Below are 23360 nucleotides of genomic sequence, written 5' to 3' on the forward strand. Positions count from 1 at the left end.
GGACACCGACGACGGGGAGCACAGGATGAGTACAGCCCTGGTGGGCATGATCGCCGGGATGGCCCTGGGATTCGCCGGGTACTTCGGCGGCTTCCCCGCCTTCCTGCTGGTCGCCGCGCTGGGCGCGGTGGGCTTCGTGGTCGGCCGGTTCCTCGACGGCGACCTGGAACCGGGCGACTTCTTCCGGTCCCGCGACTTCCGCTCCCGGGACCACCGGTCCCGCGACCGCGACAGGCTGCGGTGACCACCGGGCTGCCGCTCGGCCGTCTGCCCGCGGCCGAGCGCGGAGCCACCCGTGTCGCGGACCGGGTGGTCGCCAAGATCGCCGCGCAGGCGGCCCGCGAGGCCCTGGCCCGAGCACCCCGCGTCGACCTCGTGCCGCCCGGCCGGGTGCCGCAGGCGATGGTCACCGTCGTCCCCGCCGAACTGCGGGCGCGCGGCCGCGGCCTGGCCCGGGTCAGGCTCGCCGTCGAACTCGGCTACCCGTCCGACATCCGCGCCGTGTGCGCCGAGGTGCGCGGGCGGGTCGCGGCCCGAGTCGGCGAACTGGTGGACATGGACGTCCCCGAGGTCTCCGTCGAGGTCGAACGCCTCCACTCGGCGGCCACCGCCCGGAGTGAGCGCAGGAGGGTGCGATGAGCGCTCCGGAGGAGCCCCCGGCGGCCGGTGCCACCGCCTACGAGGCGGCGCCGACGAGCCGGGCCCGGCGGTTCTGGTCGGCCCGCAGGGTCCCGGCCGCCGTCACCGCCGCGCTGGCGCTCGCGGTCACCGGGCCACTGCTGTACGACGTGGCGTCGGTACGCGCCGGACGCCACGCGCTGGCCTGGCGGGTGCGGCTCGCCGGGCAGCTGTCCACCCGGCAGCTGCGCGACCAGTGGGTGCTGATCGGCGCGGGCGTCGCCGTGCTGCTGGGGCTGTGGCTGATCGTGCTCGCGCTCACCCCGGGCGTGCGCGGGGTGCTGCGCATGCGGCAGGTCGCCGCACCGGTGCGCGCCGGGCTCGACCGGACCGCGGCGGCCGGGGTGGTGCGGCAGCGGGTGCTGTCGGTGCCGGGCGTGTTCGCGGCGCGGGCCACGGTGACCCGGCGGCGGATCAAGGTCAGGGCGCACTCCCACTTCCGTGACCTGGACGAGGTACGGGGCGACCTCGACGCGGCCCTCGCGGAGACGCTGGGCGACCTCGGTCTGGCCGGCACGCCGCTCGTGACGCTGTCGCTGCGCCGGACCGGGCGGAGGTGAGCCGGGGATGCGGACACGCGCGAACCGCACGCTGCTGTTCCTGATCGGGCTGGTCCTGCTGGCCGTCGGCGTCGCGGTGCTGGTCCCGGGACTCGACCTGCCGCACCGTTTGGGCTTCACCCTGCCGTCCTGGTGGCCGTACCGCGGCCCGCACTCGGTGCTGCTCAGCCACCACGCCCGCACCCGCTACCGCGGCCACTCCTGGTGGTGGCCCGCCGTCATCGCGGTGCTGTCGGTGCTGGTGGTGGTCGCGCTGTGGTGGCTGCTGGCGCAGGCCCGCACTCGCAGGCCGGGGCGGATCACCCTCCAGGAGGCGCCGGAGGGCGACGTGGTGCTGGGCGGCCGGGCGCTGGCCGAGATGCTGGCCGCCGACGCCGAGGAACTCTCCGGAGTGGCCCGCGCCCGCTTCACCCTCACCGGCCGTGCCACCGCCCCCGCGGTCCGGGCGGCGTTGCTGGTCGAGCCGGGCGCGGTGCCGACCGACGTGGTGCGCGACCTCGACGCGGTCGTGCTGGCCCGGGCGCGGGAGAGCGCGGGCCTCGACGCGTTGCCCGCCGAGGTACGGCTGCGCGCCGGGGGCGAGCGCGGCGGACGGCTCGCATAGCCCTGCCCGTCCCGCGAGTTGACGCGACGTCAGAAACTGCGGCGGGCGCCGCCGTCCACCGTCAGCGTCGTGCCCGTCACGTACGAGGCGGCGGGCGAGAGCAGGAACGCCGCCGCCCTGCCGAACTCCTGCGGCGTCCCGTAGCGGCGCAGCGGGATCGCGGCACCGGCCCGGTCGCGCACGAGCGCCGGGTCGTCGCCGCGCTGCGCGTCCAGCTCTCGCACCCGGTCGGTGTCCACCCGCCCGGGCAGGAGACCTACCACCCGCACGCCGCGCGGCCCGAGTTCGTCGGCCAGCGTCTTCGCCACGCCCGCGAGACCGGGGCGCAGCCCGTTGGAGACCGCGAGGCCGCCGATCGGCTCGTACACCGAACCGGACAGCACGAAGCCGATGACGCCGCCCTCGCCCAGCCGCCGCGCGGCCGTCCTGGCCAGCCGCACCGCGCCGAGGAAGACCGACTCGAAGGCGTCGCGCCACTGTTCGTCGCCGATCGCGGTGACCGGTCCGGCCGGCGGGCCGCCCACGCTCACCAGCAGGCCGTCGAAGCGCCCGAACCGCTCCACGGCCGCCGCGACCAGACGGTCGGGGGTGGCCGGGTCCGCGTTGTCGGCCGCGACGCCCGACGCCCGCTCGCTGCCGCCGAGTCCGGCGACGGCCGCGTCGACCGATGCCTCGTCCCGGCCGCTGACCACCACCCTGGCGCCGTCCGCGGCCAGTTCGCGCGCGGTCGCGAACCCGAGGCCACGGGTGCCGCCGGTGACCACGTAGACCCTGCCGTCCAGGCCGAGGTCCATGCCCTCACGCCTCCTTGCGCGCGTGCTCGTGCTTCTTGCCGCCGTGCGCCCGGTGCGAGGGCAGGTCGTGGCCGCCGTTCTCCGCCCGGGTCAGCCGGATCGCGGTGTTGACCAGGCCGACGTGGCTGAACGCCTGCGGATAGTTGCCCAGTTGGCGGGCCGCCACCGGATCCCACTCCTCGGCCAGCAGACCCACGTCGTTGCGCAGGGACAGCAGCCGTTCGAACAGCTCGCGGGCGTCCTTGAGCCGCCCGGTCGCGGCCAGCGCGTCCGCCATCCAGAACGAGCAGGCCAGGAAAGCGCCCTCGTCACCCGGCAGTCCGTCCACCGCCTCGGCGGCGTCCTCTCCGGTGGAGTACCGCCGCACGAAACCGCCGTGGTCCAGCTCGTCGCGTACCGCGTCGACCGTCCCTATCACCCGCGGATCGCTCGCCGGCAGGAAGCCGACCTGCGGGATCAGCAGGGTCGCCGCGTCCAGTTCGGTGGAGCCGTAGGACTGGGTGAAGGTGTTGCGTTCCGGGTCGTAGCCCTTCTCGCACACCTCGCGGTGCACCTCGTCGCGCATCGCCCGCCACCGGTCGACGTCGCCGCGCAGTTCGGGGAAGGCCTCGACGGTGCGCACCGCGCGGTCGGCGGCCACCCACGCCATCACCTTGGAGTGGGTGAAGTGCTGCCGGGGCCCGCGGATCTCCCACAACCCCTCGTCCGGATCACGCCAGTTGGACTCCAGGAAGTCCATCAGCGAGCGCTGGAGGTTCCAGGCGTGCTTCTTGTGCGGCAGTCCCGCGGTGGACGCCAGGTGCAGCGAGTCCATGACCTCGCCGTAGACGTCCAGTTGGAGCTGGTTGACGGCCGCGTTGCCGATGCGCACCGGCGCGGAGCCCTCGTAGCCGGACAGCCACGGCACCTCGGACTCCGGCAGCCGCCGCTCACCCGCGATGCCGTACATGATCTGGAGGTCCGCCGGATCGCCCGCGACCGCGCGCAGCAGCCAGTCGCGCCACGCGGCCGCCTCCTTCAGGTAGCCGCTCTCCACCAGCGCGCCCAGCGTCAGCGTGGAGTCCCGCAGCCAGCAGAAGCGGTAGTCCCAGTTGCGCACCCCGCCGATCTCCTCCGGCAGCGAGGTGGTGGCCGCCGCGACGATGCCGCCGGTGGGCGCGTACGTGAGCGCCTTGAGCGTTATCAGCGACCGCACCACGGCGTCCCGCCACGGGCCCTCGTACCGGCAGCGGTCGGCCCACTTGTGCCAGTCCTTCAGGGACTGCTCCAGCGCCCGGAACGGATCGACCAGCTTGGCGCGCGGCTCGTGCGACGGGTGCCAGGACAGCACGAACGCGACCCGCTCGCCCGCGCCCACCTCGAACTCGGAGTGGGTCGTGAAGTCCTTGCCGTACGTGTGCACCTCGGGCGTGCTGCGGAACCACACCGAGTCCGGGCCCGCGACCGCCACCCGGGTGTGGTCGGTGCGGCGCATCCACGGCACCACGTTGCCGTAGTCGAAGCGCAGCCGCAGCCTGCCGTGCATCCGTACGGTGCCCGAGACGCCCTCCACGATGCGGACCACGTCCGGGCGGTGGTCGCGCTGCGGCATGAAGTCGATCACCTTGACGGTGCCGGACGGCGTCTCCCAGAACGTCTCCAGCACCAGGCTGTCGTCCCGGTAGGCGCGGCGGGTGCAGTGCGTGCCGTGGCTGCCGGCGGGCGCGATCCGCCAGTGCCCGTTGTCGTGGTCGCCGAGGAGGGCGGCGAAGCAGGCGGCGGAGTCGAACCGGGGCAGGCAGAGCCAGTCGATCGAACCGTCCCTGCCGACCAGCGCGGCGGTCTGCAGATCGCCGATCACCGCGTAGTCCTCGATACGTCCCGTCACGGTGCCGCCTTCCTCGCAGATGTCCGACCGAGTGAGTCCCGAAGGATACTTGCCGCGGCCGTCATGACGTGGGCGGGACGGCGGCCGCGGACCGGCTACTCGGCGTCCGGCGCGGCGGCGCGCTGGTCGGCGGGGGCCCCGGCGGCGGCCGTCTGCGGCTCCTTGCCGCTCTGGTCGGCGGCGTCGTCGGCGTTCGCCCGGGGTTCGTCATCGGTGGGCGGGTCGTCGCCGCCGGCCGCCTCGGCCCGGGCCTTGTCGCGCTTGGCCACCTGGTCGCGGTGCTCACGGCGGACCAGAATCAGCCAGCCCACCGGCACCATGATCACGAACAGCCACCACTGCCAGGCGTACGCCAGGTGCGGCGGGCTGTAGCCGCCGTCGGTGTCACCGGGGGTCGGGGGCGGCACCTGCTGCGGCTGGCCCGCGGGCGCCGCGGGGGAGGTGTGCGTGACCTCGACGTAGCCGTGCAGCAGCGGCTCGGACAGCTGACCGCGCAGCTTGTCGCTGTTGATCAGCATGATCTGCCGCGGCGGGAGCCCCTTCTTGTCCTCGATGCTGGTGCTCGCCGTGGTCTCGTCCGGCCGGATGCGCCCGGTGATCGTCACCTGGCCCTTCGGCGTGGCCGGCACGGTCGGGAAGCTGGTCGGGTCCTCCTGCGAGGCGATCCACCCCCGGTTGACCAGCACGGCCTTGCCGTCGTCCAGGATCAGCGGGGTGACCAGGTAGAAGCCGATGGTGGAGTCGTCGGCCGAGGTGCGGTGCCGCACCACCACCTGGTGCGCCGGGTCGTAGTGCCCGGTGGCGGTGACGGTGCGGAAGTTGTCGTCCGCCGGAACCTTCGTGCCCGGGGAGGTCAGCTTCTCCACCGGCACGGAGGGCGCGGCGAGGCTGCGGGCGATCAGGCTGTTGTTGGCGTTCTCCCGCTCGTGGCGGTGCATCTGCCAGATGCCCAGCTCCACCATGACGGGCATCAGGACGAGACCGACGAGGGTGAGGATCACCCATTGCCTGGTCAACAGGAAGCGGTACACCCCACGACGGTACAACTCGGTCCCCGCGCGGTTTCAGCGAGGGTCGCCGCCCGGTTCCGGAGAGGGGCGCCGCGCGGTTTCAGCGAAGGGCGCCGGGCCGCGTCCGCCCTGCTCGCGGACCCGTACCGGACAGAGCGCGGGCCGTCACGCGGGCAGCGCGCCCACCCGGTCCACGATGCCGTCGGCGCCCTCCGCCTTGGCGCAGTGGGCGCAGCAGAACCACCGGCCGCTCGCCTCGACGCCGTGGCCGACGATCTGCACCCGGCAGTGCTCGCAGATCGGCGCCATGCGGTGGATCGCGCACTCGAAGCAGTCGAAGACGTGCACCGCGCCCTGCGCGTGCACCTCGAAGCTCATGCCGTAGTCGTTTCCGCAGACCTCGCAACGTGCCATGGCGCCAGGGTGCGGGCGGCGCCGGGCGGTGACAACGGCGTGCCGGGCGGGTCGCCGCGACTTCCGCCCGTACGGCCTACCGGCGCTCCGGCGTCCGCGTACGGCCTGCCGGGTCCCGGGGTCAGCCGCCCGCGCCGTCGCGCGGCTCGGGCACCGAGGGGGCGCGCTCGACGGCCACCAGCAGTTCGCGGAAGCGCGCCTCGTCCACCACCGGCGTGCCGAACCGCCGGGCGCTGACCACCTTGCCGGTCGCGGAGTCCGGATCGTTGGTCACCAGCACACTGGTCAGCCGCGAGACGCTGGACGCCACATGCAGCCCGGCCTCCGTCGCCCGGTCCTCCAGCAGTTCGCGGTCGACGCCGGTGTCGCCGGAGAACGCCACCCGCATCCCCTGCACCAGCGGCCCGCCCGGCGCCAGCCGCCCCGGGTTGGGGAACGGGCAGGACGGGCGCTTGCGGTGGTTGCGCCAACTCGTCGGCGCGTAACCGGCGGAGCGCAACGGCCCCCCGGCGGGCGACCACTCGGTGAGCGGGCGGCAGGCGTGCAGCGGCAGCCGCATCCCGGCGGCGGCCGCCAGGTACAGCGTGGGGCGGAACGCCTCGGCCAGCACCCGGGCGTCGTCCAGCGCGTGGTGCGCCCGGCGCTGCACGACGCCGTAGTGCGCGGCGAGCGTCTCCAGCTTGTGGTTGGCCAGCGGCAGCCGCAGTTCCTTGGAGAGCACGATGGTGCACAGCCGGTGCTCCACCGGGACCGAGCGGTCCGCCCTGGCGAACTCGCGGGCCAGCATCGACCAGTCGAACACCGCGTTGTGCGCGACCAGCACCCGGCCGGACAGCCGCTCCGCCAACTGGTCGGCCACCTCGGCGAAGAGCGGCGCGTCGGCGAGCGCGTCGCTGGTGAGCCCGTGGATCCACACCGGACCCGGGTCACGCTGCGGGTTGACCGGCGAGTACCACTGGTCCTGGACGTGGCCGTGCGCGTCGAGCCGGTAGACCGCCGCGGACACTATGCGGTCGTCGCGGCCGAGACCGGTGGTCTCCACGTCCACCACCGCGTACCCGTCCGGGTAGGCGGTCGGCCACGGGGAGGGCGGAAGCGGCGGCGGCTCGGTGTGATCGTCCAGCATGGCCCTGAGAATACGGGCACCCACTGACAGTCCCGTACCGACCGGATCCGTTCGCGGACCGCCGCGCCCGGCTCCACGAGGCCGACCGCGCAAGGAAACTGAGGGGCTTTCGGTCCGGTTTGCGTCCGATCCGTCCGGCTTGCCGGACTTCGCGGGGGTGTGGGACGACCGTCGCCGACGCGTGCGACGGGCCGCGAGCTGACGCGACGTCAACCGGCGATGTGGCCGGTTCGACACCGGCGGGCCGGAACAAGCGGGGCCCCTCGCCGGTTGACACCCTCCGGCCGGTCCTCGCGACCGGCCGCACCGCGAGTCCCCCAACGCCGAGGAACCACCATGCGCGCGACCGTCATCCAGGCCCCCCACGACATCCAGGTACGCCAGGTGCCCGACCCGGTGATCCAGCGGTCCGGCGACGCGATCGTACGGGTGCTGCGCGCCTGCGTCTGCGGCAGCGACCTGTGGGCGTACCGCGGCGAGGCGGCGCGCGAGCCCGGGCAGCGTATAGGCCACGAGTTCCTCGGAGTGATCGAGGAGACCGGCTCCGAGGTGTCCGGCTTCTCCCGCGGCGACCTGGTCGTCGCCCCGTTCGTCTGGTCCGACGGCGTGTGCGCGTACTGCAAGGACGGACTGACCACCTCCTGCCCGCACGGCGGCTTCTGGGGCACGCCGGGCTCGGACGGCGGTCAGGGCGAGTACGTGCGGGTGCCGTTCGCCGACGCCACGCTGGTCGGCCTGCCCGCCGAAGCGGCCGGTGACGACCACCTGCTGGCAGGTCTGCTCACCCTCTCCGACGTGCTCGGCACCGGCCACCACGCCGCCGTGGGCGCGGGCGTGCGGGCCGGTGCGACGGTCGCGGTGGTCGGCGACGGCGCCGTGGGGCTGTGCGGCGTGCTGGCCGCCAAGCGGCTCGGCGCGGAACGGATCATCGCGCTCGGCCGCCACCAGGCCCGTACTGACCTGGCCCGCACCTTCGGCGCCACCGACGTGGTCGCCGAACGGGGCGAGGCGGCCGTCGCGGCGGTGCGCGAGCTGACCGGCGGCGAGGGCGCGCACGCCGTCATCGAGGCGGTCGGCACCGAGCAGTCGATGCGCACGGCGGTCGGCATCACCCGCGACGGCGGGGCCATCGGCTACGTGGGCGTGCCGCACGGCAGCGGCACCGGCCTGGACCTCGGCGAGATGTTCGGCCGCAACATCGCGCTGCGCGGCGGCGTGGCGCCGGTGCGCACCTACATCCCCGAGCTGCTGCCGGACGTGCTCAGCGGCGCCATCGACCCGGCACCGGTCTTCGACCTCCAGGTCGACCTGGACGCGGTGCCGGACGGCTACCGCGCGATGGACGAACGGACGGCGCTGAAGGTCCTGATCAAGCTGTAGGGCGAACGACGCCTGTGGAGGGCTGCGCCCGCGAGGGGGGCGCCCGGGCGTCCGGGGGCGCCTCCGTCAGGCCCCGCGCTCGCGCGTGCCGTCGCGCAGGGCGCCCCAGGACAGCAGGGGCAGCGTGACCTCGGGCCCGTACCAGCCGCCGGGCGCCGCGCCCGCACCGCGAGGCGCCCGGCCGCTGGTACGGGCCGGCTCCTGCGGGCGGGCCGGCTCCGGCACGGGACAGGGCAGCCGCACGGCTCCGTACGGACGCTTGCCCGGGACCGGCGGCGGGGAGGTCTGCGACGCGCTCACACCCCGTACAACGATCCGCAAGGCCGTCGGTGTCGCCGCGAGGACCTCCCGGTGCCGCCGCCGGACCCTCGGCGCCATCACCAATTCCTTCAACAATCTGTTGTAAAGCGCTGGTCGTCGCGTACGCTGCGGGCGTCCGGCCGGGAATGTCCGACGGTGGATCTACGCTGGTTCACGAAGCAGGACATCAGGGGTATCGGGCGTGTCAGGCGCCCATGAGGGGAGGCGGAGCCCATGTTGCTCGACACCTACGGGCGGGTCGCCACCGACCTGAGGGTCTCGCTCACCGACCGCTGCAACCTGCGCTGCACGTACTGCATGCCGGAAGAGGGGCTGCAATGGCTGGCGAAGCCCGAGCTGCTGACCGATGACGAGATCGTCCGGCTCGTCACCATCGCCGTCACCCGGCTCGGCGTCACCGAGGTGCGCTTCACCGGCGGCGAACCGCTGCTGCGGCCGGGGCTCGTCGGCATCGTGGAGCGCTGCGCCGCCCTGCGCCCGCGCCCCTCGATATCGCTGACCACCAACGGCATCGGCCTGGCCCGCACGGCCGACGCGCTGCGGGACGCCGGGCTCGACCGGGTCAACGTCTCGCTCGACACCCTGCGCCCCGAGGTCTTCCACCGGCTCACCCGCCGCAACCGCCACCACGACGTCATCGCGGGCCTCGACGCCGCCCGCGCGGCCGGTCTCGCCCCCGTGAAGATCAACAGCGTGCTGATGCGCGGCGTCAACGACGACGAGGCCCCCGACCTGCTCGCCTGGGCGCTGGAGCACCGCTACGAGCTGCGGTTCATCGAGCAGATGCCGCTGGACGCCCAGCACGGCTGGCAGCGCGAGGACATGGTCACCGCCGAGGAGATCCTGCGCTCCCTCGGCGAGCGCTTCGCCCTCACCCCGGAGCGGTCCGACGAACGCGGCTCGGCCCCCGCCGAACGCTGGCTGGTGGACGGCGGCCCCGCCCGGGTCGGCGTCATAGCCTCCGTCACCCGGCCGTTCTGCCGCGCCTGCGACCGCACCCGGCTCACCGCCGACGGCCAGGTCCGCAACTGCCTGTTCGCCCGCGAGGAGAGCGACCTGCGCACCGCGCTGCGCGAGGGCGCGAGCGACGAGGAGATGGTCCGGCTGTGGCAGGCCGCGATGTGGGGCAAGAAGGCCGGCTCAGGACTCGACGACCCGACGTTCCTCCAGCCGCAGCGCCCGATGTCGGCGATCGGCGGCTGACGGGGGTCAGCGGTGCGCGGGTCGGCCCCGCGCGCCGCCGCTGTGTGCTGACGCGGGATCAGCGCCGCCGCCCGCGCCCGGGCTTCACGCCGGGCTGTCGGAGTGCCATTCGGCCAGCGGGACCACGTCCTTGAGGAAACCCCGGACGCCCAGGAACTTCGACAGGTGCTCCCGGTGCTCCTCGCACGCCAGCCACGTCTTGCGCCGCTCGGGCGTGTGCACCTTCGGGTTGTTCCACGCGAGGACCCACTCGGCGTCGGCCCGGCAGCCCTTGGCTGAGCACATCGGCTTCTCGGCGGCGACGGAATCCATGCCCGAAACCCTACAGGCGGGCCGGTCAGAGGGCGGATCGCGGTGGGAGATGAAGACGACGCCGGGCAGCCACGGGGGGAGCCGCCCGGCGTCGGTCCGTCGCTCCGACGGGGGATGCGGAGCGCGTACGAAGTATGTCACGCACCCACCCCGCGGCGGCAGCCGAACGACGGGATTGATCTGAGCTTTTCTTGAGCTTTCGGTAAGCGGCCAGGTCAGCGAGGTCCGCCGCCGGAGCTCCACTCGTCGCGTTCCGCACCGGACTCCGCCTCGCATTCCGCGACGTCCTGCGAAGCGCGCGGTTCGCCGGCCTCCAGCAGCCTGCGGGTGGGCGCGGGCACCATCGCCGGAGGCAGCGGCGAGCCGTTCTCCCGCCCGGCGTTGGCGATCACCACCGCGATATACGGCAGGGCCGCGCCCAGGACCAGGGCGATCGCCGCGAACACCACCGCGACGTGCCACAGCAGGATGGCGAGCAGCACGCAGACCGTGCGGATCGACATCGAGATCACATAGCGTCGCTGCCGGCCGCGGACGTCGGCGGTGAGACCCACCCGCGCCCCCGAGATGGGGAAGACGTCGGGGGCACTGCGCTTCCACATGACGTTCCACCGTCCGCTGGTCGATGCCGGAATCCTCCCCGTCCGGACATCTCACACGGTACGCCGCGGATGCGCAGGCTACGAGACCGGGGTGCGCCCGGTCAGCGGCGTCCGGCCTGCGCCGTACGGCGTACGGCGCAGGCCCGCATGCGGCCCGGCCGACCCGGACCCACACTGGCCCCAAGGGCGTGCCGACGCCGGACGTGAGGAGAGACCATGGGCTGGTTGTGGGCGATCATCGTCGGGCTGGTGCTGGGAGTGATCGCCAGGGCGATCCTGCCGGGCAGGCAGCCCATCCCGCTGTGGCTGACCACGGTCTACGGCATCCTCGGCAGCATCCTGGGCAACGCGGTCGCCACCTGGGCCGGCGTGAACAGCACCAAGGGCATCGACTGGACCCGCCACATCCTCCAACTGGCCGGCGCGGTCCTCATCGTCGCCGTGGGCACCCCGCTCTACCTGTCCCTCCGTGGCAACAAGAGCACCGCCAGACGCTCCACCCGCTGAGCCGTCCCCCGCTCAGACCCCCTGGCTCACCGAGCTCATGTTGAAGTCCGGGACGCGCAGGGCCGGGGTCGCGGCGCGGGTGAACCAGTCGCTCCACTCGCGCGGCAGGGTGCGCTCCGTGCGGCCCGCCTCGGTCGCCCGGCCGAGCAGGTCCACCGGGGACTCGTTGAAGCGGAAGTTGTTGACCACGCCGGTCACCTCGCCGTTCTCCACGAGGTAGACGCCGTCCCGGGTCAGGCCGGTGAGCAGCAGCGTCGCCGGGTCCACCTCGCGGATGTACCACAGGCAGGTCAGCAGCAGCCCGCGCTCGGTGCCCGCGACCATCTCCTGGAGCGACTTCGTGCCGCCCGCGTCCAGGATCAGGTTGTCGTGGGCCGGGGCGACCGGCAGTCCGGTCAGCTCCGCCGAGTGCCGCGTGGTGATCAGGCGGTTGAGCACGCCGTCGCGGACCCAGTCGGTGCGCTCCAGCGGCAGCCCGTTGTCGAACGCCGACGCGCTGTCGCCGGAGGAGTGGGCGAGGACGAACGGCGCCGCCTCCAAACCCTCGGCGTGCGGGTCGCTGTAGAGGTCCACCGGCAGCCCGGACAGCTCGTCGCCGATCCGCGTGCCGCCGCCCGGCCTGCTGAACACCGTGCGCCCCTCCGCCGCCTCGCGGGCGGTCGACGACCAGAACTGGTACACCATCATGTCGGCCACCGCGCTGGGCGGCAGCAGCGTCTCGTAGCGCCCCGCGGGCAGCTCCACCCTGCGTTCGGCCCAGCGCAGCCGCTCCGCCAGGTCCCCCTCCAGCGTCCTGGGATCGACGTCGGCGAAGTCCCGGGTGGCCGCGCCCGCCCACGCCGAGCGGGAACCGTCCGGCGACTTGGCGTTCAGCTCCAGCGTCCCGGTGGGCTGGTCGTGCCGCAGCCGCAGACCGGTGGAGCTGCCCAGGTAGCTGGAGACCACCGAGTGGTACGCGAAGCCGTACAGCTCCCGGCCGCCCTCGCGCGCGGCGGCGAACGACTCGCCCAGCGCCGGCGCGAACGCGGCGAACACCTCGGAGGACGTCTCGGCCGGCGGCTCGGTGAACCCGGCCTGCGCCGCCCCGCCCGCCACCAGCGGCTGCGCGTCCTCCGCGGGCCCGCCGTCCCGCGCCGCGTCCTCCGCCAGGCGCACCAGCCCCTCCAGCTCGTCCACGCCGACCGCGGAACGCGACACCACACCGGACGCGGTGCCCTGCGCGCCGTTCACCGTGGCGATGACGGTGACCGTGCGGTCCCGGGTCACGCCGTTCGTGGTGAGCGCGTTGCGGGCCCAGCGCAGATTGGCGGTGGACCCCTCGTCGGCGATCACGACACAGCCGTCGGCCCGCGACAACTCCAGGGCGCGCTCGACGATTTCGTGCGCGGGGGTGGAACGACTCATGAACGACCCGCCTCCTGCGTGGTGTTGAGAATGTTGACGCCGCGGAACAACGCCGAGGGGCAGCCGTGGCTGACAGCCGCCACCTGCCCCGGCTGCGCCTTGCCGCAATTGAAAGCGCCGCCCAGCACATACGTCTGCGGTCCGCCGACCGCCTCCATCGAGCCCCAGAAATCCGTGGTGGTCGCCTGATAGGCGAAATCCCGCACCTGGCCCGCGAGTTCACCGTTCTCGATACGGAACGCCCTCTGCGCGGTGAACTGAAAATTGTAGCGCTGCATGTCGATGGACCAGGAGCGGTCACCGACCAGGTACAGCCCGCGCTCCACCCGGCCGATCAGCTCCTCGGTGGACGGCCCGTCCGGCGCGGGGGCGAGCGAGACGTTGGCCATCCGCTGCACCGGCACGTGCGACGGGGAGTCCGCGAAGGCGCAGCCGTTGGACCGCTCGAAGCCGCAGCGGCGGGCGATGCGGCGGTCGAGCTGGTAGCCCACCAGCGTGCCGTCCTTGACCAGGTCCCAGGACTGCGCGGCCACACCCTCGTCGTCGAACCCGACGGTGGCCAGGCCGTGCTCGGCGGTGCGGTCGCCGGTCACGTTCATCACGGACGAGCCGTAGCGCAGCGTGCCCAGCTGGTCGAAGGTGGCGAACGAGGTCCCCGCGTAGGCCGCCTCGTAGCCCAGCGCGCGGTCCAGCTCGGTGGCGTGGCCGATCGACTCGTGGATGGTCAGCCACAGGTTCGACGGGTCGACGACCAGGTCGTACGAGCCCGGCTCGACGCTCGGCGCGGCCATCTTCTGGGCCAGCAGCTCGGGGATCTCGGCCAGCTCGCGGTCCCAGTCCCAGCCGGTGCCGGTCAGGTACTCCCAGCCGCGGCCGACCGGCGGCGCGACCGTGCGCATCGAGTCGAAGCCGCCGTCGGCGTCCACCGCGACCGCCGTGAACTCCGGGTGCAGCCGCACGCGCTGCTGGGTCGTGGTGGTCCCGGCGCTGTCCGCGTAGAACTTGTTCTCCTGCACGGTCATCAGCGACGCGTCCGCGTGGCTGACGCCGTCCGCGCCGAGCAGCCGGGAGCTGAACTGAGCCAGCAGCCCGGTCTTCTCCTTGTCCGGCACCTCGAACGGGTTGACCTCGTACGCCGAGACCCACACCCGGTCCGCGTGCACCGGCTCGGCGGCCAGCTCCACCCGGTCGTCCGTCCCGGCCGCCGCGCTCACCTCGGCGGACAGCCTGGCCATCGCTACCGCCTGGCCCGCCACCCGGGCCGCGCCGTCCATCGTCATCTCGACACCGGAGGCGAATCCCCAGGCGCCCCCGTGCACGACGCGCACCGCGTAACCGGTCTCGGTCACGTCGGAAGAGCCGGAGGGCCTGGCGTCGCGCAACCGCCAGGACGCGCTGCGGACCCGCTCGAACCGGAAGTCCGCGTGGTCGGCGCCCAGCGCCCTGGCCCGCGCCAGCGCCGCGTCGGCCAGCGCCCTCAGCGGCAGCGCCAGAAACGACTCGTCGATCTCCTGGGGCACGGCGGCCTCCCCTTCTCGCCCGTCACGTATCCACCCGTCGCGTACCGCTCTCGGCGACTGCCCGCAGTGAATCATGCCGCTGTGACATCCGGGGCGGCCTGTGGATTTCTGTAGGGACCCCACAGCGGGTGCCGTGCGCCCCTGTCAGGGGCCGATTCTCCGAACCACGTCACCGCCCGATAGTTTCCTAACGAGCAGACGATTGACGCAGTCGACTAACGAAAGGGTGGGCCGTTGAGCCGCTCGGTTCTCGTCACCGGAGGCAATCGGGGCATCGGCCTCGCCATCGCCCGTGCCTTCGCGGACGCGGGGGACAAGGTCGCGATCACCTACCGCTCCGGTGAGCCCCCCGCCGGTTTCCTCGCGGTCAGGTGCGACATCACCGACCCCGAGCAGGTCGAGCGGGCGTACAAGGAGATCGAGGAGGCGCAGGGCCCGGTCGAGGTCCTGGTGGCGAACGCGGGCGTCACCCGTGACCAGCTGCTGCTGCGCATGTCGGAGGAGGACTTCACCTCCGTCCTGGAGACCAACCTCACCGGCACCTTCCGGGTCGTCAAGCGGGCCAGCCGCGGCATGCTGCGCGCCCGCAAGGGCCGCATCGTGCTGATCTCCTCGGTCGTCGGGCTGCTGGGCTCGGCCGGGCAGGCCAACTACGCCGCCTCCAAGGCGGGCCTGGTCGGCTTCGCCCGCTCGATCGCCCGCGAGCTGGGCTCCCGCAACATCACCATCAACGTCGTCGCCCCCGGCTTCGTCGACACCGACATGACGCGCGCGCTCAGCGACGAGCAGCGTGCCAACATCCTCACCGGCGTCCCGCTCGGCCGCTACGCGCAGCCGGAGGAGGTCGCCGCGTCGGTCCGCTTCCTGTCGTCCGACGAGGCCGCATACATCACCGGAGCCGTCATTCCCGTGGACGGCGGATTGGGCATGGGTCACTGATCAGCATGAGTGGAATCCTCGCAGGCAAGCGCATCCTGGTGACCGGCGTGCTCACCGAGTCGTCGATCGCCTTCCACGCCGCCAAGCTGGCCCAGGAGGAGGGCGCCGAGGTCGTGCTGACCGGTTTCGGCCGCCTCAGCCTCGTCGAGCGCATCGCCAAGCGGCTGCCCAAGCCGGCGCCGGTGATCGAGCTGGACGTCACCAATCCCGAGCACCTCGACGCGCTGCCCGGCCGGGTCGCCGAGCACCTGGGCGAGGGCGTCGAGCTGGACGGCGTGGTGCACTCCATCGCCTTCGGCCCGGCGGGCGCGTTCGACTTCCTGAACGGCACGTGGGAGGACGTCTCCACCGCCGTGCAGGTCTCCGCGTTCTCGCTGAAGGCGCTCACCATGGCGCTCCAGCCGCTGATGCCGCGCGGCGGCTCGGTCGTCGGCCTGACCTTCGACGCGCAGATCGCCTGGCCGAAGTACGACTGGATGGGCGTGGCCAAGGCCGCCCTGGAGTCGACCTCCCGCTACCTCGCCCGCGACCTGGGCGCGCGCAACCTGCGGGTCAACCTGATCTCCGCCGGCCCGATCAAGTCGATGGCCGCCAGGTCCATCCCGGGCTTCGAGGAGCTGGCCGACGTGTGGAACCACCGCGCGCCCATCGGCTGGGACCTGGCCGACCCGGAGCCCGCCGGCCGCGGCGTGGTGGCCCTGCTGTCCGACTGGTTCCCGAAGACCACCGGCGAGATCGTCCACGTCGACGGCGGCGTGCACATGATGGGCGCCTGAGCGCCCTCACCCTCCGGCCCCGGTTCCGCCCTCACGGCGGGCCGGGGCCGTGGCATGTGCGACGACCTCCGTCTCCCCCGGTTGGCGGATCAGACCGGGCGGTGGGGGAGGTGCGCCGGGCACCATGGCACCAGGGGGCGGCACGCCCACCGACCCGCAACCGATCTCCCCGGTGCGGCACTTGCGCGACCGGAGCGGCACGCGCGCGACGCGCGATCCGCACGCGCCGGGCGAACGCGGACGGGCGGGCCGGTACGACCAGGTACGACCAGGTACGTTCCGGTGCGACAGAGCCGTAGGCCAGAGCCCGGATCGCGTCAGGACGAGTCAGGACGACTCCCGAACGAGGAGGTCCCGCCATGCGCCCGTGCACCGGTCAGCCCACCCCGTGGCACGGCAGGGCCGCGGTGCTCCTCGTCGCACTGGCCGCGGGCCTGACCGCCCCCGCCGCGCGGGCCACGGAACCGCCGGAGACGGCGGTACGGGCCGCCCCGGCCGGATCCGCGATCGCTTACGCCCCCGACGGCGCCCCGGCGCACACCCCCGCGCCCCCGCTGCCGCAGTGCTTCACCGCCGTGCACGGCAGCACCGCCGTCGCCGACTGCCAGAACCCCGACCCGGACACCGCCCACGTGGCGCTGCACATAGCGTGCCGCCGCTGGTGGGACCCGGCGACCGACACCGTGCCCGCGGCCGTGGGCCCGGCGCAGACCGTCACCCTCACCGGCCGCTGCTGGAAGGAGATCCGCGCGGTCTGGACGACGGTGCGCTGACCCCTCGTACGGTGCGCCGACACCCGCACGGGTGGTGCCTCAGCCGGCGCGCCCGCACCTCATCACGTACGCCGTCGCCTCGGTGCCCGCGCGTTCCACGTCCCCGGCGCGGATCGCCTCGACCAGCCCGGAGTGGTCCACGTACTGCTCGGGCCTGAGCACCTCGCCCACGTCGGCGCGCAGGATCGCCCGCAGCACCTCGCCGAGGTCCGCGTACATCTCCGTGAGCGCGTCGTTGTGGGCGGTGGCCACCACCGCCAGGTGCAGCGTGGCGTCCGCGTCCACGAAGGCGGCCGCGTCCCCCGACTCCCAGGCCCGCTCCCGTCGCTGGAGCACCGCGTCCAGCTGCCGCAGGTCGCGCTCGGTGCGGCGGCGGGCGGCCAGCCGGGCGGCCGAGGCCTCCAGCACGCTGCGCAGCTCGGCGACGTGCCCGGGGTCGGTGTCGGCGAACCTGCGGTGCATCACCCCGGCCAGCTCACTGGTGGCGGCCACGTAGGTGCCCGAACCCTGCCGGATGTCCAGCAGGCCGTTGTGGGCGAGGGCGCGGACCGCCTCCCGCACGGTGTTGCGGGCCACCCCGAGCCGCTCGACCAGCTCGGGTTCGGTCGGGATGCGCGACCCCACCGGCCACTCGCCCGACGTGATCTGGGCCCGCAGCTGGGCGATCACCTGGTCGGCGAGCGCGGAGCGCCGGGGGGAGGTCAGGGGCATGGGGTCGCTCGCTCTCGTCTGCGGGTGGCGGGTGGCGGGTGGCGGGTGGCCTACGGACGCCGGGGCCTGGGTCGGGGCCGGGGTCAATTCTGGCGGAGGCGGTCCGCTCGCCGCGATCGGACTGGACAACAATTCATCCCATGATTCTATGATGGGCGCATGCGAGACGACGAGGCCACCCTGAGCGAAGACCGGATCGCGCTGCCGCGCGGCCCCGAAGCCGTCAGCACGGAAGCTGCCGGCACCGACGCCGTCGGCACCGACGCCGCCGACCCCCGAGCGCTGCCCGTCTGGACGCGGCGCCTGGTCGTCGTCGGCCTGATCGCCGCCGCGCTCAACCTGCGCCCCGCGGTCACCAGCCTCGGGCCGCTGCTGGAGGAGGTGCGCGACGGCCTCGGCATGAGCGGCACGGTGGCGGGGCTGCTGACGTCGATGCCGATGTTCTGCTTCGGCGTGTTCGGGGCGACCGCGCCCCGGCTGGCCCGGCGGTACGGACCCGGGGCGGTGGTCTGCGCCGGGATGGCGGCGATCACCGTGGGCCTGCTGCTGCGGCCCTTCGCGGGCGGCACGGCGGTCTTCCTCGTCACCAGTGCCCTCGCGCTCGCCGGGATAGCGCTGACCAACGTGCTGATGCCGGTGATCGTCAAGCGCTACTTCCCGCACCGCGTCGGCGCGATGACCGGCCTGTACTCGATGGCGCTGTCCGTCGGCACCGCGCTGGCCGCCGCCGTCACGGTCCCCCTGACGCACGCCGCGGGCGACGACTGGCGCCTCGGCCTGGGCGCCTGGGCCGCGCTGGGCGCGCTCGGCGTCCTGCCGTGGCTCGCCCTGGTGCGCGACCGGTCCGGCGCGGACGCACCCGCGAGGCCGGGAGCACCGGCGACACCGAACGCCGCCGCGCCCGCGCTGCGCATCACCCGCAGCCGGACCGCCTGGGCGCTGGCCGTCTTCTTCGGCCTCCAGGCCACCGGCGCGTACATCGTGATGGGCTGGCTGCCGCAGATCTTCCGGGACGCCGGGGTGTCCGCCAGTACGGCGGGCGTGCTGCTCGCGGTGACGATGGCGATGAGCGTGCCGCTGTCGTTCGCCCTGCCCGCGATCGCCGGACGGATGCGTCACCAGGGCGGACTGGTCGTCGTGCTGGGCGCGTTCGGGCTGGCGGGCTACGCGGGGCTGTGGCTGGCGCCCGCCGCGCTGCCGCTGCTGTGGGCGGTGCTGCTCGGGGTCGCCAACTCCAGCTTCCCGCTGGCGCTCACCATGATCGGAATGCGGTCGCGCAGCGGTCACGGCGTGGTCCGGCTGTCCGCCTTCGCGCAGAGCACCGGCTACCTGCTGTCCATCCCGGGTCCCATCCTGGTCGGCGCCCTCTACCAGCACACCGGCGGCTGGCGGCTGCCCATCGCGTTGATGGCGGCGCTGCTCGTGCCGCAGATGGCGGCGGGCCTGCTCGCCGGCCGGGCCCGCCACGTCGAGGACGAGGCCTGACGGCACGGGCCCAGCGGCTGTACAGGCCCAGCGGCCGTACGGAGTCAGCGGCCGTACGGGGGCACTGCGGCGGCGCACCGGGGGGCCGGTGGGAGGGGCTCAGGAACGGGTGCGACACTGGCGCCATGCCAGTCCTCGAACCGAATCCCCCGCAGCCGCAGAAGAAGCTCCTCCTCGTCTTCGGCCTGATGATGGGCGTGCCCGCGCTCGTCGCCGTGATCGCCACCATCGGGTCGCACTTCGGCTGACCGCCCGCCCTCCGGGCCGGGGGTGGGGACAACCCCACCCCCCTTAGGGGGCCAGGGTCAGGGGCAACTGGGTGGCTCACCTGATGGGTTGGGCCGCGCCGGATCCGTAACGTCTTCGGTACGCCGCACGGTGCACGCCGACCGCGGCGCACGACGCAGCGGTGACGCGCATCCGGAGGCGATTTCCCATGGCAGCCCACAGCCACATCCTGTCCGCGGCGGGGGAGGCCCCCCGCTCCGCGCGCCGGACGGCGAGCGGGACCCCTGCCGGTCGCCCGGCCCGCCTTCCGTGGTGGGGGGTCGTGGCGCCGGTGATCGCCTTCGTGACGCTGCTCGCCGTGGTCGCCGGCCCCGCGCACGCCGATCCCGCGGCGGCCGGTCAGCCGCTGGCCGACCTGCTCGGCCACGTACGCGACCTCCTGCCGCAGTCCCTGGCGAACCTGCTGTGACGCCGGACCCCGCCTGCGCGCGGTGGCGTCCCGTCACGGCGGAGCCCCGGCGCAGCCCGCGCCCGGCGGCCGATTTTCTGCAAAGCTGATGGGCATGAGCGACGCAACGCCCCGAAGGATCGTCCTGCTGCGGCACGCCAAGGCCGACTGGCCCTCGGTGCCCGACCTGGAGCGGCCGCTCGCCGACCGCGGCCGCCATGACGCGCCCGGCGCCGGCCGATGGCTCGCCGGGACCGGCATCGTTCCCGACCTCGCCCTGTGCTCCCCGGCCGTGCGGACCCGGGAGACCTGGAAGCTCGCCGCCCACGAACTGCCGCGGCGCCCCAGGACCGTCTACGAGGAGCGGCTGTACGAGGCCACCCTCGGCGATCTGCTGGCGCTGCTCAACGAGACCCCCGACGAGGTGGCCGACCTGCTGCTGGTGGGCCACAACCCCGGCATGCACGCGCTGGCCGACGCCCTGTCCGGGAAGGCCGAGGGCGACCTGCTGTCCCGGATGAACCGCGGCGGCTTCCCGACCAGCTCGGTGGCGGTCGTGACGTTCTCCGGCTCGTGGAAGACCGTCGAACACGGCGTCGGCACCCTCACCGCGTACTGGGCCCCGCACGACTGACCCCCCGCAGCAGGCACCGCGGCGGACAGCGGCCCCCGTCGAGCACCGACGGGGGCCGCGTCACGTTCCGGACCGAGGGGCCGGGGGCCGGGAGCGTTACGACTCGGTGTGCAGGTCGGCCGCCTCGACCTCGTCGCGGGTGATCCCCAGCAGGTACAGCACGGTGTCGAGGAACGGCACGTTCACCGCGGTGTCCGCCGCTTCCCGGACCACCGGCTTGGCGTTGAACGCCACGCCCAGCCCGGCCGCGTTCAGCATGTCGAGGTCGTTGGCGCCGTCGCCGATCGCCACCGTCTGCGACAACGGCACCCCGGCCTGGGCGGCGAACCGGCGCAGCAGCCGCGCCTTGCCCGCCCGGTCCACCACGTCCCCGGTGACCCGGCCGGTCAGGCGGCCGTCGATGATCTCCAGGGTGTTGGCGGCGGCGAAGTCCAGCCCGAGACGCTCCTTGAGGTCGTCGGTGACCTGCGTGAAGCCGCCGGAGACGATGCCGACCTGGTAGCCGAGCCGCTTGAGGGTGCGGATCAGCGTCCGGGCGCCCGGCGTCAGCCGCACCTCGGACCTGACCTTGTCCACCACCGACGCGTCCAGCCCTTCCAGCAGCGCCACCCGCGCGTGCAGCGACTGCTCGAAGTCCAGCTCCCCGCGCATCGCCGCCGCCGTCACCTCGGCGACCTGCGCCTCGCAGTCGGCGTGCGCCGCGAACAGCTCGATGACCTCGTCCTGGATGACGGTGGAGTCCACGTCCATCACCACCAGCCGCTGCGCCCTGCGGTGCAACCCCGAGGCGACCACCGCCACGTCCACACCGCGCTGCGCCGCCTCGATGGCCAGCGCCGTGCGCAGCGCCTCGGTCGGCGCGCCGGAGACCGTCAACTCCACGGCCGTCACCGGGTACTTGGCGAGCCGGAAGATGCGGTCGATGTTGCCGCCGACCTCGGTGACCCGGGCCGCTATGGCGGCGGTCGACTCGGCGGTCAGCGGGTGCCCGAGCACGGTCACGTGTGAACGGCCCGTGCCGCGCGGGCGGTTGTCACCGATGCCGGAGATGATCTCCGCCTGCATCCGCATCGACTCGGCCCAGCTGTGCACCGTGGCACGCAGCTCCCCCTCGGTGCCCGGGGCGCCCGCCGGAGCGGTGACCAGCGCGCACAGCACGATGCGGCCACGCGTGACGACCTGCTCGATGTCGACGACGTCCACGCCGTACGCGGCGAGCGTGTCGAAGAGCCCGGCGGTGATGCCGGGACGGTCCTTGCCGAAGATCTTGACCAGGAGGGTGGGACCGGCATCCCGTGCCACGCCCTGGTCGGCGGAGGCCTGGGCGGTGGCGGCCGTCTCAGTGGCAGGGGCAGGAAGCTGCTGCTGCGATGCGTCGTCCATGGTGCCTCTTACGGTATCCGCCCGCGTTCACACCCCGTCGCGCCGTCCCGTATGCCGGGCAGGCGCGTCGCCGCCCGGCCGCACGGGCCGCCCCGGCTCCGTCCCCAGCGCGGTCAGGGGTGCCGCCCAGGTGCCGGCCGCCCCGGTGGCGTGCGCCAGCAGCGCGCCGACCGCGCCCGCCGCGGCGCCCCATCCGGCGCCCAGCAGCAGGGCCCACGCGGGGTTGCCGTGCAGCGTCACGCTCGCGCCCACCGCGTCGAAACCGAAGACGGACAGGTCGGCGTCGAGGGACAGGCCGGTGATCCACACCAGTAGGGACAGCGCCACGCCCGACGCGACGGCCAGCCGCACCGCGCACCGGCCCGCGAACCCCCACCGCGACGTCCCGCCGACCGGGGTACGGGCCGCCGTCAGCACCCCCGCCGCCAGCATCATCACGGCGGCGGCCGCCGTCAGCAGCCACACCCGCCCGTCGTACCGCGCCAGCTCCGGCATGGTGATCGCGCGCCCGGAGCCCGCGCCGCGCAGCACCTCGTCCAGCGGGTGCGGCAGCAGCAGCGCCAGCGGGCCGGTCGCCGCGCCGTGCCAGGGCACGAACAGCCCCAGCGCGGCGCCCAGCCACACCCCGTTCGGCGCCCCCGCCAGCGCGCCCCCCACCACCCGGCCCGGGTGGTCGTCGGTGAACGCCGAGTACAGCGCCACCAGCAGCCCGGCGCACACCGCCATCACCAGCACCGAGCGCACCGCGGACGCCGCCGGGCGCACCGTGCGGTGCAGCGCCGCCCAGCCGCGCGGCAGCGGGCCGTACCGCGACGACAGCAGCGCGATCGCCAGCACCAGCACGACCCACACCACGCCACCGCCCATCGACGCGGCGGTGTCGACCCTGAACCCGACCGTGCCGTGGTCCCTGGCGAGCGTGCCGAGCCCCTTCAGCAGGCCGCTGCCGAACGAGCCCAGGTCCCCGAGGTCGCCGATGCCGGGGAAGCCCCCGTTGATCGAGCCGCCGCGCCCCGGGCCGCCGCCCCTGAGCGAGACGGTGTCGTGCCCGGCCCAGCCGAGACCGGCGAGCGCGGCGAGGAAGAGGACCACCACGGCCAGCGCCCGCACCAGCAGCTCCGCGACGCCGACCACCGCACCGGCGCGGCGCAGCGACCACAGGAACACCCAGGCCAGCAGCAACGCCCCGGTGAGCCCCACGCCCAGCGGCAGCACGTCGACGGTCCCGGTGGCCTGCGCGCCGCTGATGCCGAAGACCGACACGTCACCGGAGGGGCTGACCTTGCCGCCGACCGCCATGGTCACCAGCGCGGCGGTCATCGGCCCCAGCGAGCCCGCGGTGTCCGCGCCGAGCAGGTGCAGCGCGAGCGCGGCCACCGCCGCCATGCCCAGGTACGCCCAGCCGACCGCGGCGAGCGCGGTCAGCAGTGCGCCACCCCACGGCACCCGGCGCGCGCCGCCGTTCGCGGGCGGGCTCGTCCCTCCGCGCCGGTCGCCGCCGGGGCCGGGCGTGGCGCTGCTGGTCATGGCCGCCTTCCGCTGAGGATCCGCCGGGAACCATCCCTTTCGTCCACTCTCCGGGGCGGCCCGTGACCCGGCAACGCGGGACGGCCCGCCCGGGCGCGGCGGGCGGCCGCGCGGAGCGTCCCGGCGACGCGTTACGAAGCCGGTACGAAGCCGG

27 protein-coding genes are annotated in these 23360 nt (G+C 74.0%); 14 read left to right on the top strand and 13 right to left on the bottom strand.

Features of this window, described 5'->3' with window-relative positions; genetic code table 11:
- Positions 1-25: 25 nt before the first annotated feature.
- Genes K7472_RS21960 through amaP form a run of 4 tightly spaced genes read left to right on the top strand, consistent with a single transcriptional unit; the run spans position 26 to position 1842 of the window.
- On the top strand, positions 26-244 hold the full coding sequence (locus K7472_RS21960; RefSeq protein WP_222980224.1) for a hypothetical protein: 219 nt from the start codon (positions 26-28) through the stop codon (positions 242-244).
- Complete coding sequence (locus K7472_RS21965) at positions 241-639, top strand: hypothetical protein (RefSeq protein WP_308014025.1); 399 nt, start codon at positions 241-243, stop codon at positions 637-639. The genes K7472_RS21960 and K7472_RS21965 overlap by 4 nt, the downstream gene beginning before the upstream one ends.
- Positions 636-1238 carry a DUF6286 domain-containing protein gene (locus K7472_RS21970; RefSeq protein WP_222980225.1) on the top strand — a complete coding sequence of 201 codons (603 nt, stop codon included), beginning with the start codon at positions 636-638 and terminating at the stop codon, positions 1236-1238. The genes K7472_RS21965 and K7472_RS21970 overlap by 4 nt, the downstream gene beginning before the upstream one ends.
- 7 nt (positions 1239-1245) lie before the next feature.
- Positions 1246-1842 carry an alkaline shock response membrane anchor protein AmaP gene (gene amaP, locus K7472_RS21975; RefSeq protein ID WP_222980226.1) on the top strand — a complete coding sequence of 199 codons (597 nt, stop codon included), beginning with the start codon at positions 1246-1248 and terminating at the stop codon, positions 1840-1842.
- Between the two features lie 29 nt (positions 1843-1871).
- Here amaP and K7472_RS21980 read toward each other — a convergent pair whose 3' ends face one another.
- From K7472_RS21980 to K7472_RS22000, 5 genes are all read right to left on the bottom strand, one after another.
- Complete coding sequence (locus K7472_RS21980) at positions 1872-2636, bottom strand: SDR family oxidoreductase (RefSeq protein ID WP_222980227.1); 765 nt, start codon at positions 2634-2636, stop codon at positions 1872-1874.
- Between the two features lie 4 nt (positions 2637-2640).
- Entirely contained in the window at positions 2641-4503 is a 1863-nt protein-coding gene (locus K7472_RS21985) for a glycoside hydrolase family 15 protein (protein ID WP_222980228.1), read from the bottom strand.
- A 95-nt stretch (positions 4504-4598) separates the two neighbouring features.
- Positions 4599-5534, bottom strand: coding sequence for an SURF1 family cytochrome oxidase biogenesis protein (locus K7472_RS21990; protein ID WP_222980229.1), 936 nt, complete (start codon positions 5532-5534; stop codon positions 4599-4601).
- A 144-nt stretch (positions 5535-5678) separates the two neighbouring features.
- Positions 5679-5927, bottom strand: a complete 249-nt coding sequence (locus tag K7472_RS21995; RefSeq protein WP_222980230.1) for a metallothionein — start codon at positions 5925-5927, stop codon at positions 5679-5681.
- Positions 5928-6048: 121 nt separating this feature from the next.
- Positions 6049-7053 carry a DEDDh family exonuclease gene (locus K7472_RS22000; RefSeq protein ID WP_222980231.1) on the bottom strand — a complete coding sequence of 335 codons (1005 nt, stop codon included), beginning with the start codon at positions 7051-7053 and terminating at the stop codon, positions 6049-6051.
- A 336-nt stretch (positions 7054-7389) separates the two neighbouring features.
- Between K7472_RS22000 and K7472_RS22005 the strand changes: the two genes are divergently transcribed.
- A complete protein-coding gene (locus K7472_RS22005; protein WP_222980232.1) occupies positions 7390-8433 on the top strand; it encodes a zinc-dependent alcohol dehydrogenase family protein in 1044 nt (347 codons plus the stop codon).
- Positions 8434-8499: 66 nt separating this feature from the next.
- On the opposite strand, the gene K7472_RS22010 is transcribed toward K7472_RS22005, so the two are convergent.
- Positions 8500-8733 carry a hypothetical protein gene (locus K7472_RS22010; RefSeq protein ID WP_222980233.1) on the bottom strand — a complete coding sequence of 78 codons (234 nt, stop codon included), beginning with the start codon at positions 8731-8733 and terminating at the stop codon, positions 8500-8502.
- A 234-nt stretch (positions 8734-8967) separates the two neighbouring features.
- On the opposite strand from K7472_RS22010, the gene moaA reads away from it, so the two are divergent.
- Complete coding sequence (moaA, locus tag K7472_RS22015; RefSeq protein ID WP_222980234.1) at positions 8968-9957, top strand: GTP 3',8-cyclase MoaA; 990 nt, start codon at positions 8968-8970, stop codon at positions 9955-9957.
- 84 nt (positions 9958-10041) lie between these two features.
- On the opposite strand, the gene K7472_RS22020 is transcribed toward moaA, so the two are convergent.
- Complete coding sequence (locus tag K7472_RS22020; RefSeq protein ID WP_222980235.1) at positions 10042-10269, bottom strand: hypothetical protein; 228 nt, start codon at positions 10267-10269, stop codon at positions 10042-10044.
- 215 nt (positions 10270-10484) lie between these two features.
- Positions 10485-10871: a DUF3099 domain-containing protein gene (locus K7472_RS22025; RefSeq protein WP_222980236.1), complete on the bottom strand. Its 387-nt coding sequence runs from the start codon at positions 10869-10871 to the stop codon at positions 10485-10487.
- A gap of 216 nt (positions 10872-11087) precedes the next feature.
- On the opposite strand from K7472_RS22025, the gene K7472_RS22030 reads away from it, so the two are divergent.
- Positions 11088-11378 (top strand): GlsB/YeaQ/YmgE family stress response membrane protein, encoded by a 291-nt coding sequence (locus K7472_RS22030; protein WP_222980237.1) that lies wholly within the window; start codon positions 11088-11090, stop codon positions 11376-11378.
- A 12-nt stretch (positions 11379-11390) separates the two neighbouring features.
- On the opposite strand, the gene K7472_RS22035 is transcribed toward K7472_RS22030, so the two are convergent.
- Entirely contained in the window at positions 11391-12782 is a 1392-nt protein-coding gene (locus tag K7472_RS22035; protein WP_222980238.1) for a TldD/PmbA family protein, read from the bottom strand.
- Positions 12779-14302, bottom strand: a complete 1524-nt coding sequence (locus tag K7472_RS22040; protein ID WP_222980239.1) for a TldD/PmbA family protein — start codon at positions 14300-14302, stop codon at positions 12779-12781. The genes K7472_RS22035 and K7472_RS22040 overlap by 4 nt, the downstream gene beginning before the upstream one ends.
- Positions 14303-14536: 234 nt before the next feature.
- Between K7472_RS22040 and fabG the strand changes: the two genes are divergently transcribed.
- The 3 genes from fabG to K7472_RS22055 all read left to right on the top strand — a co-directional run bounded on the left by fabG (position 14537) and on the right by K7472_RS22055 (position 16790).
- A complete protein-coding gene (gene fabG, locus K7472_RS22045) occupies positions 14537-15241 on the top strand; it encodes a 3-oxoacyl-[acyl-carrier-protein] reductase (RefSeq protein WP_222980240.1) in 705 nt (234 codons plus the stop codon).
- Between the two features lie 5 nt (positions 15242-15246).
- Entirely contained in the window at positions 15247-16017 is a 771-nt protein-coding gene (fabI, locus tag K7472_RS22050; protein ID WP_222980241.1) for an enoyl-ACP reductase FabI, read from the top strand.
- Positions 16018-16376: 359 nt separating this feature from the next.
- Positions 16377-16790, top strand: coding sequence for a hypothetical protein (locus K7472_RS22055; protein WP_222980242.1), 414 nt, complete (start codon positions 16377-16379; stop codon positions 16788-16790).
- 39 nt (positions 16791-16829) lie between these two features.
- On the opposite strand, the gene K7472_RS22060 is transcribed toward K7472_RS22055, so the two are convergent.
- Positions 16830-17501, bottom strand: a complete 672-nt coding sequence (locus tag K7472_RS22060) for a FadR/GntR family transcriptional regulator (RefSeq protein ID WP_222980243.1) — start codon at positions 17499-17501, stop codon at positions 16830-16832.
- Between the two features lie 159 nt (positions 17502-17660).
- Between K7472_RS22060 and K7472_RS22065 the strand changes: the two genes are divergently transcribed.
- The 4 genes from K7472_RS22065 (at position 17661) to K7472_RS22075 (ending at position 20296) form a co-directional block, all read left to right on the top strand.
- The gene (locus tag K7472_RS22065) at positions 17661-18986 is read left to right on the top strand and encodes a CynX/NimT family MFS transporter (protein WP_222980244.1); all 1326 of its coding nucleotides are present in this window, start codon (positions 17661-17663) and stop codon (positions 18984-18986) included.
- A 125-nt stretch (positions 18987-19111) separates the two neighbouring features.
- Positions 19112-19234, top strand: a complete 123-nt coding sequence (locus K7472_RS32885) for an SGM_5486 family transporter-associated protein (protein WP_252396017.1) — start codon at positions 19112-19114, stop codon at positions 19232-19234.
- 188 nt (positions 19235-19422) lie between these two features.
- The gene (locus tag K7472_RS22070; RefSeq protein ID WP_252396018.1) at positions 19423-19683 is read left to right on the top strand and encodes a hypothetical protein; all 261 of its coding nucleotides are present in this window, start codon (positions 19423-19425) and stop codon (positions 19681-19683) included.
- Positions 19684-19777: 94 nt separating this feature from the next.
- Complete coding sequence (locus K7472_RS22075; protein WP_222980245.1) at positions 19778-20296, top strand: SixA phosphatase family protein; 519 nt, start codon at positions 19778-19780, stop codon at positions 20294-20296.
- 96 nt (positions 20297-20392) lie between these two features.
- Here the strand turns inward: K7472_RS22075 and serB are convergent, their stop codons facing one another.
- Positions 20393-21679, bottom strand: a complete 1287-nt coding sequence (serB, locus tag K7472_RS22080; protein WP_252396019.1) for a phosphoserine phosphatase SerB — start codon at positions 21677-21679, stop codon at positions 20393-20395.
- A 27-nt stretch (positions 21680-21706) separates the two neighbouring features.
- The gene (locus tag K7472_RS22085; protein ID WP_222980246.1) at positions 21707-23206 is read right to left on the bottom strand and encodes a streptophobe family protein; all 1500 of its coding nucleotides are present in this window, start codon (positions 23204-23206) and stop codon (positions 21707-21709) included.
- Positions 23207-23360: the final 154 nt, after the last annotated feature.

It is taken from the genome of Streptantibioticus parmotrematis (assembly GCF_019890615.1).
GTDB classification, from domain to species: Bacteria; Actinomycetota; Actinomycetes; order Streptomycetales; family Streptomycetaceae; genus Streptantibioticus_D; species Streptantibioticus_D parmotrematis.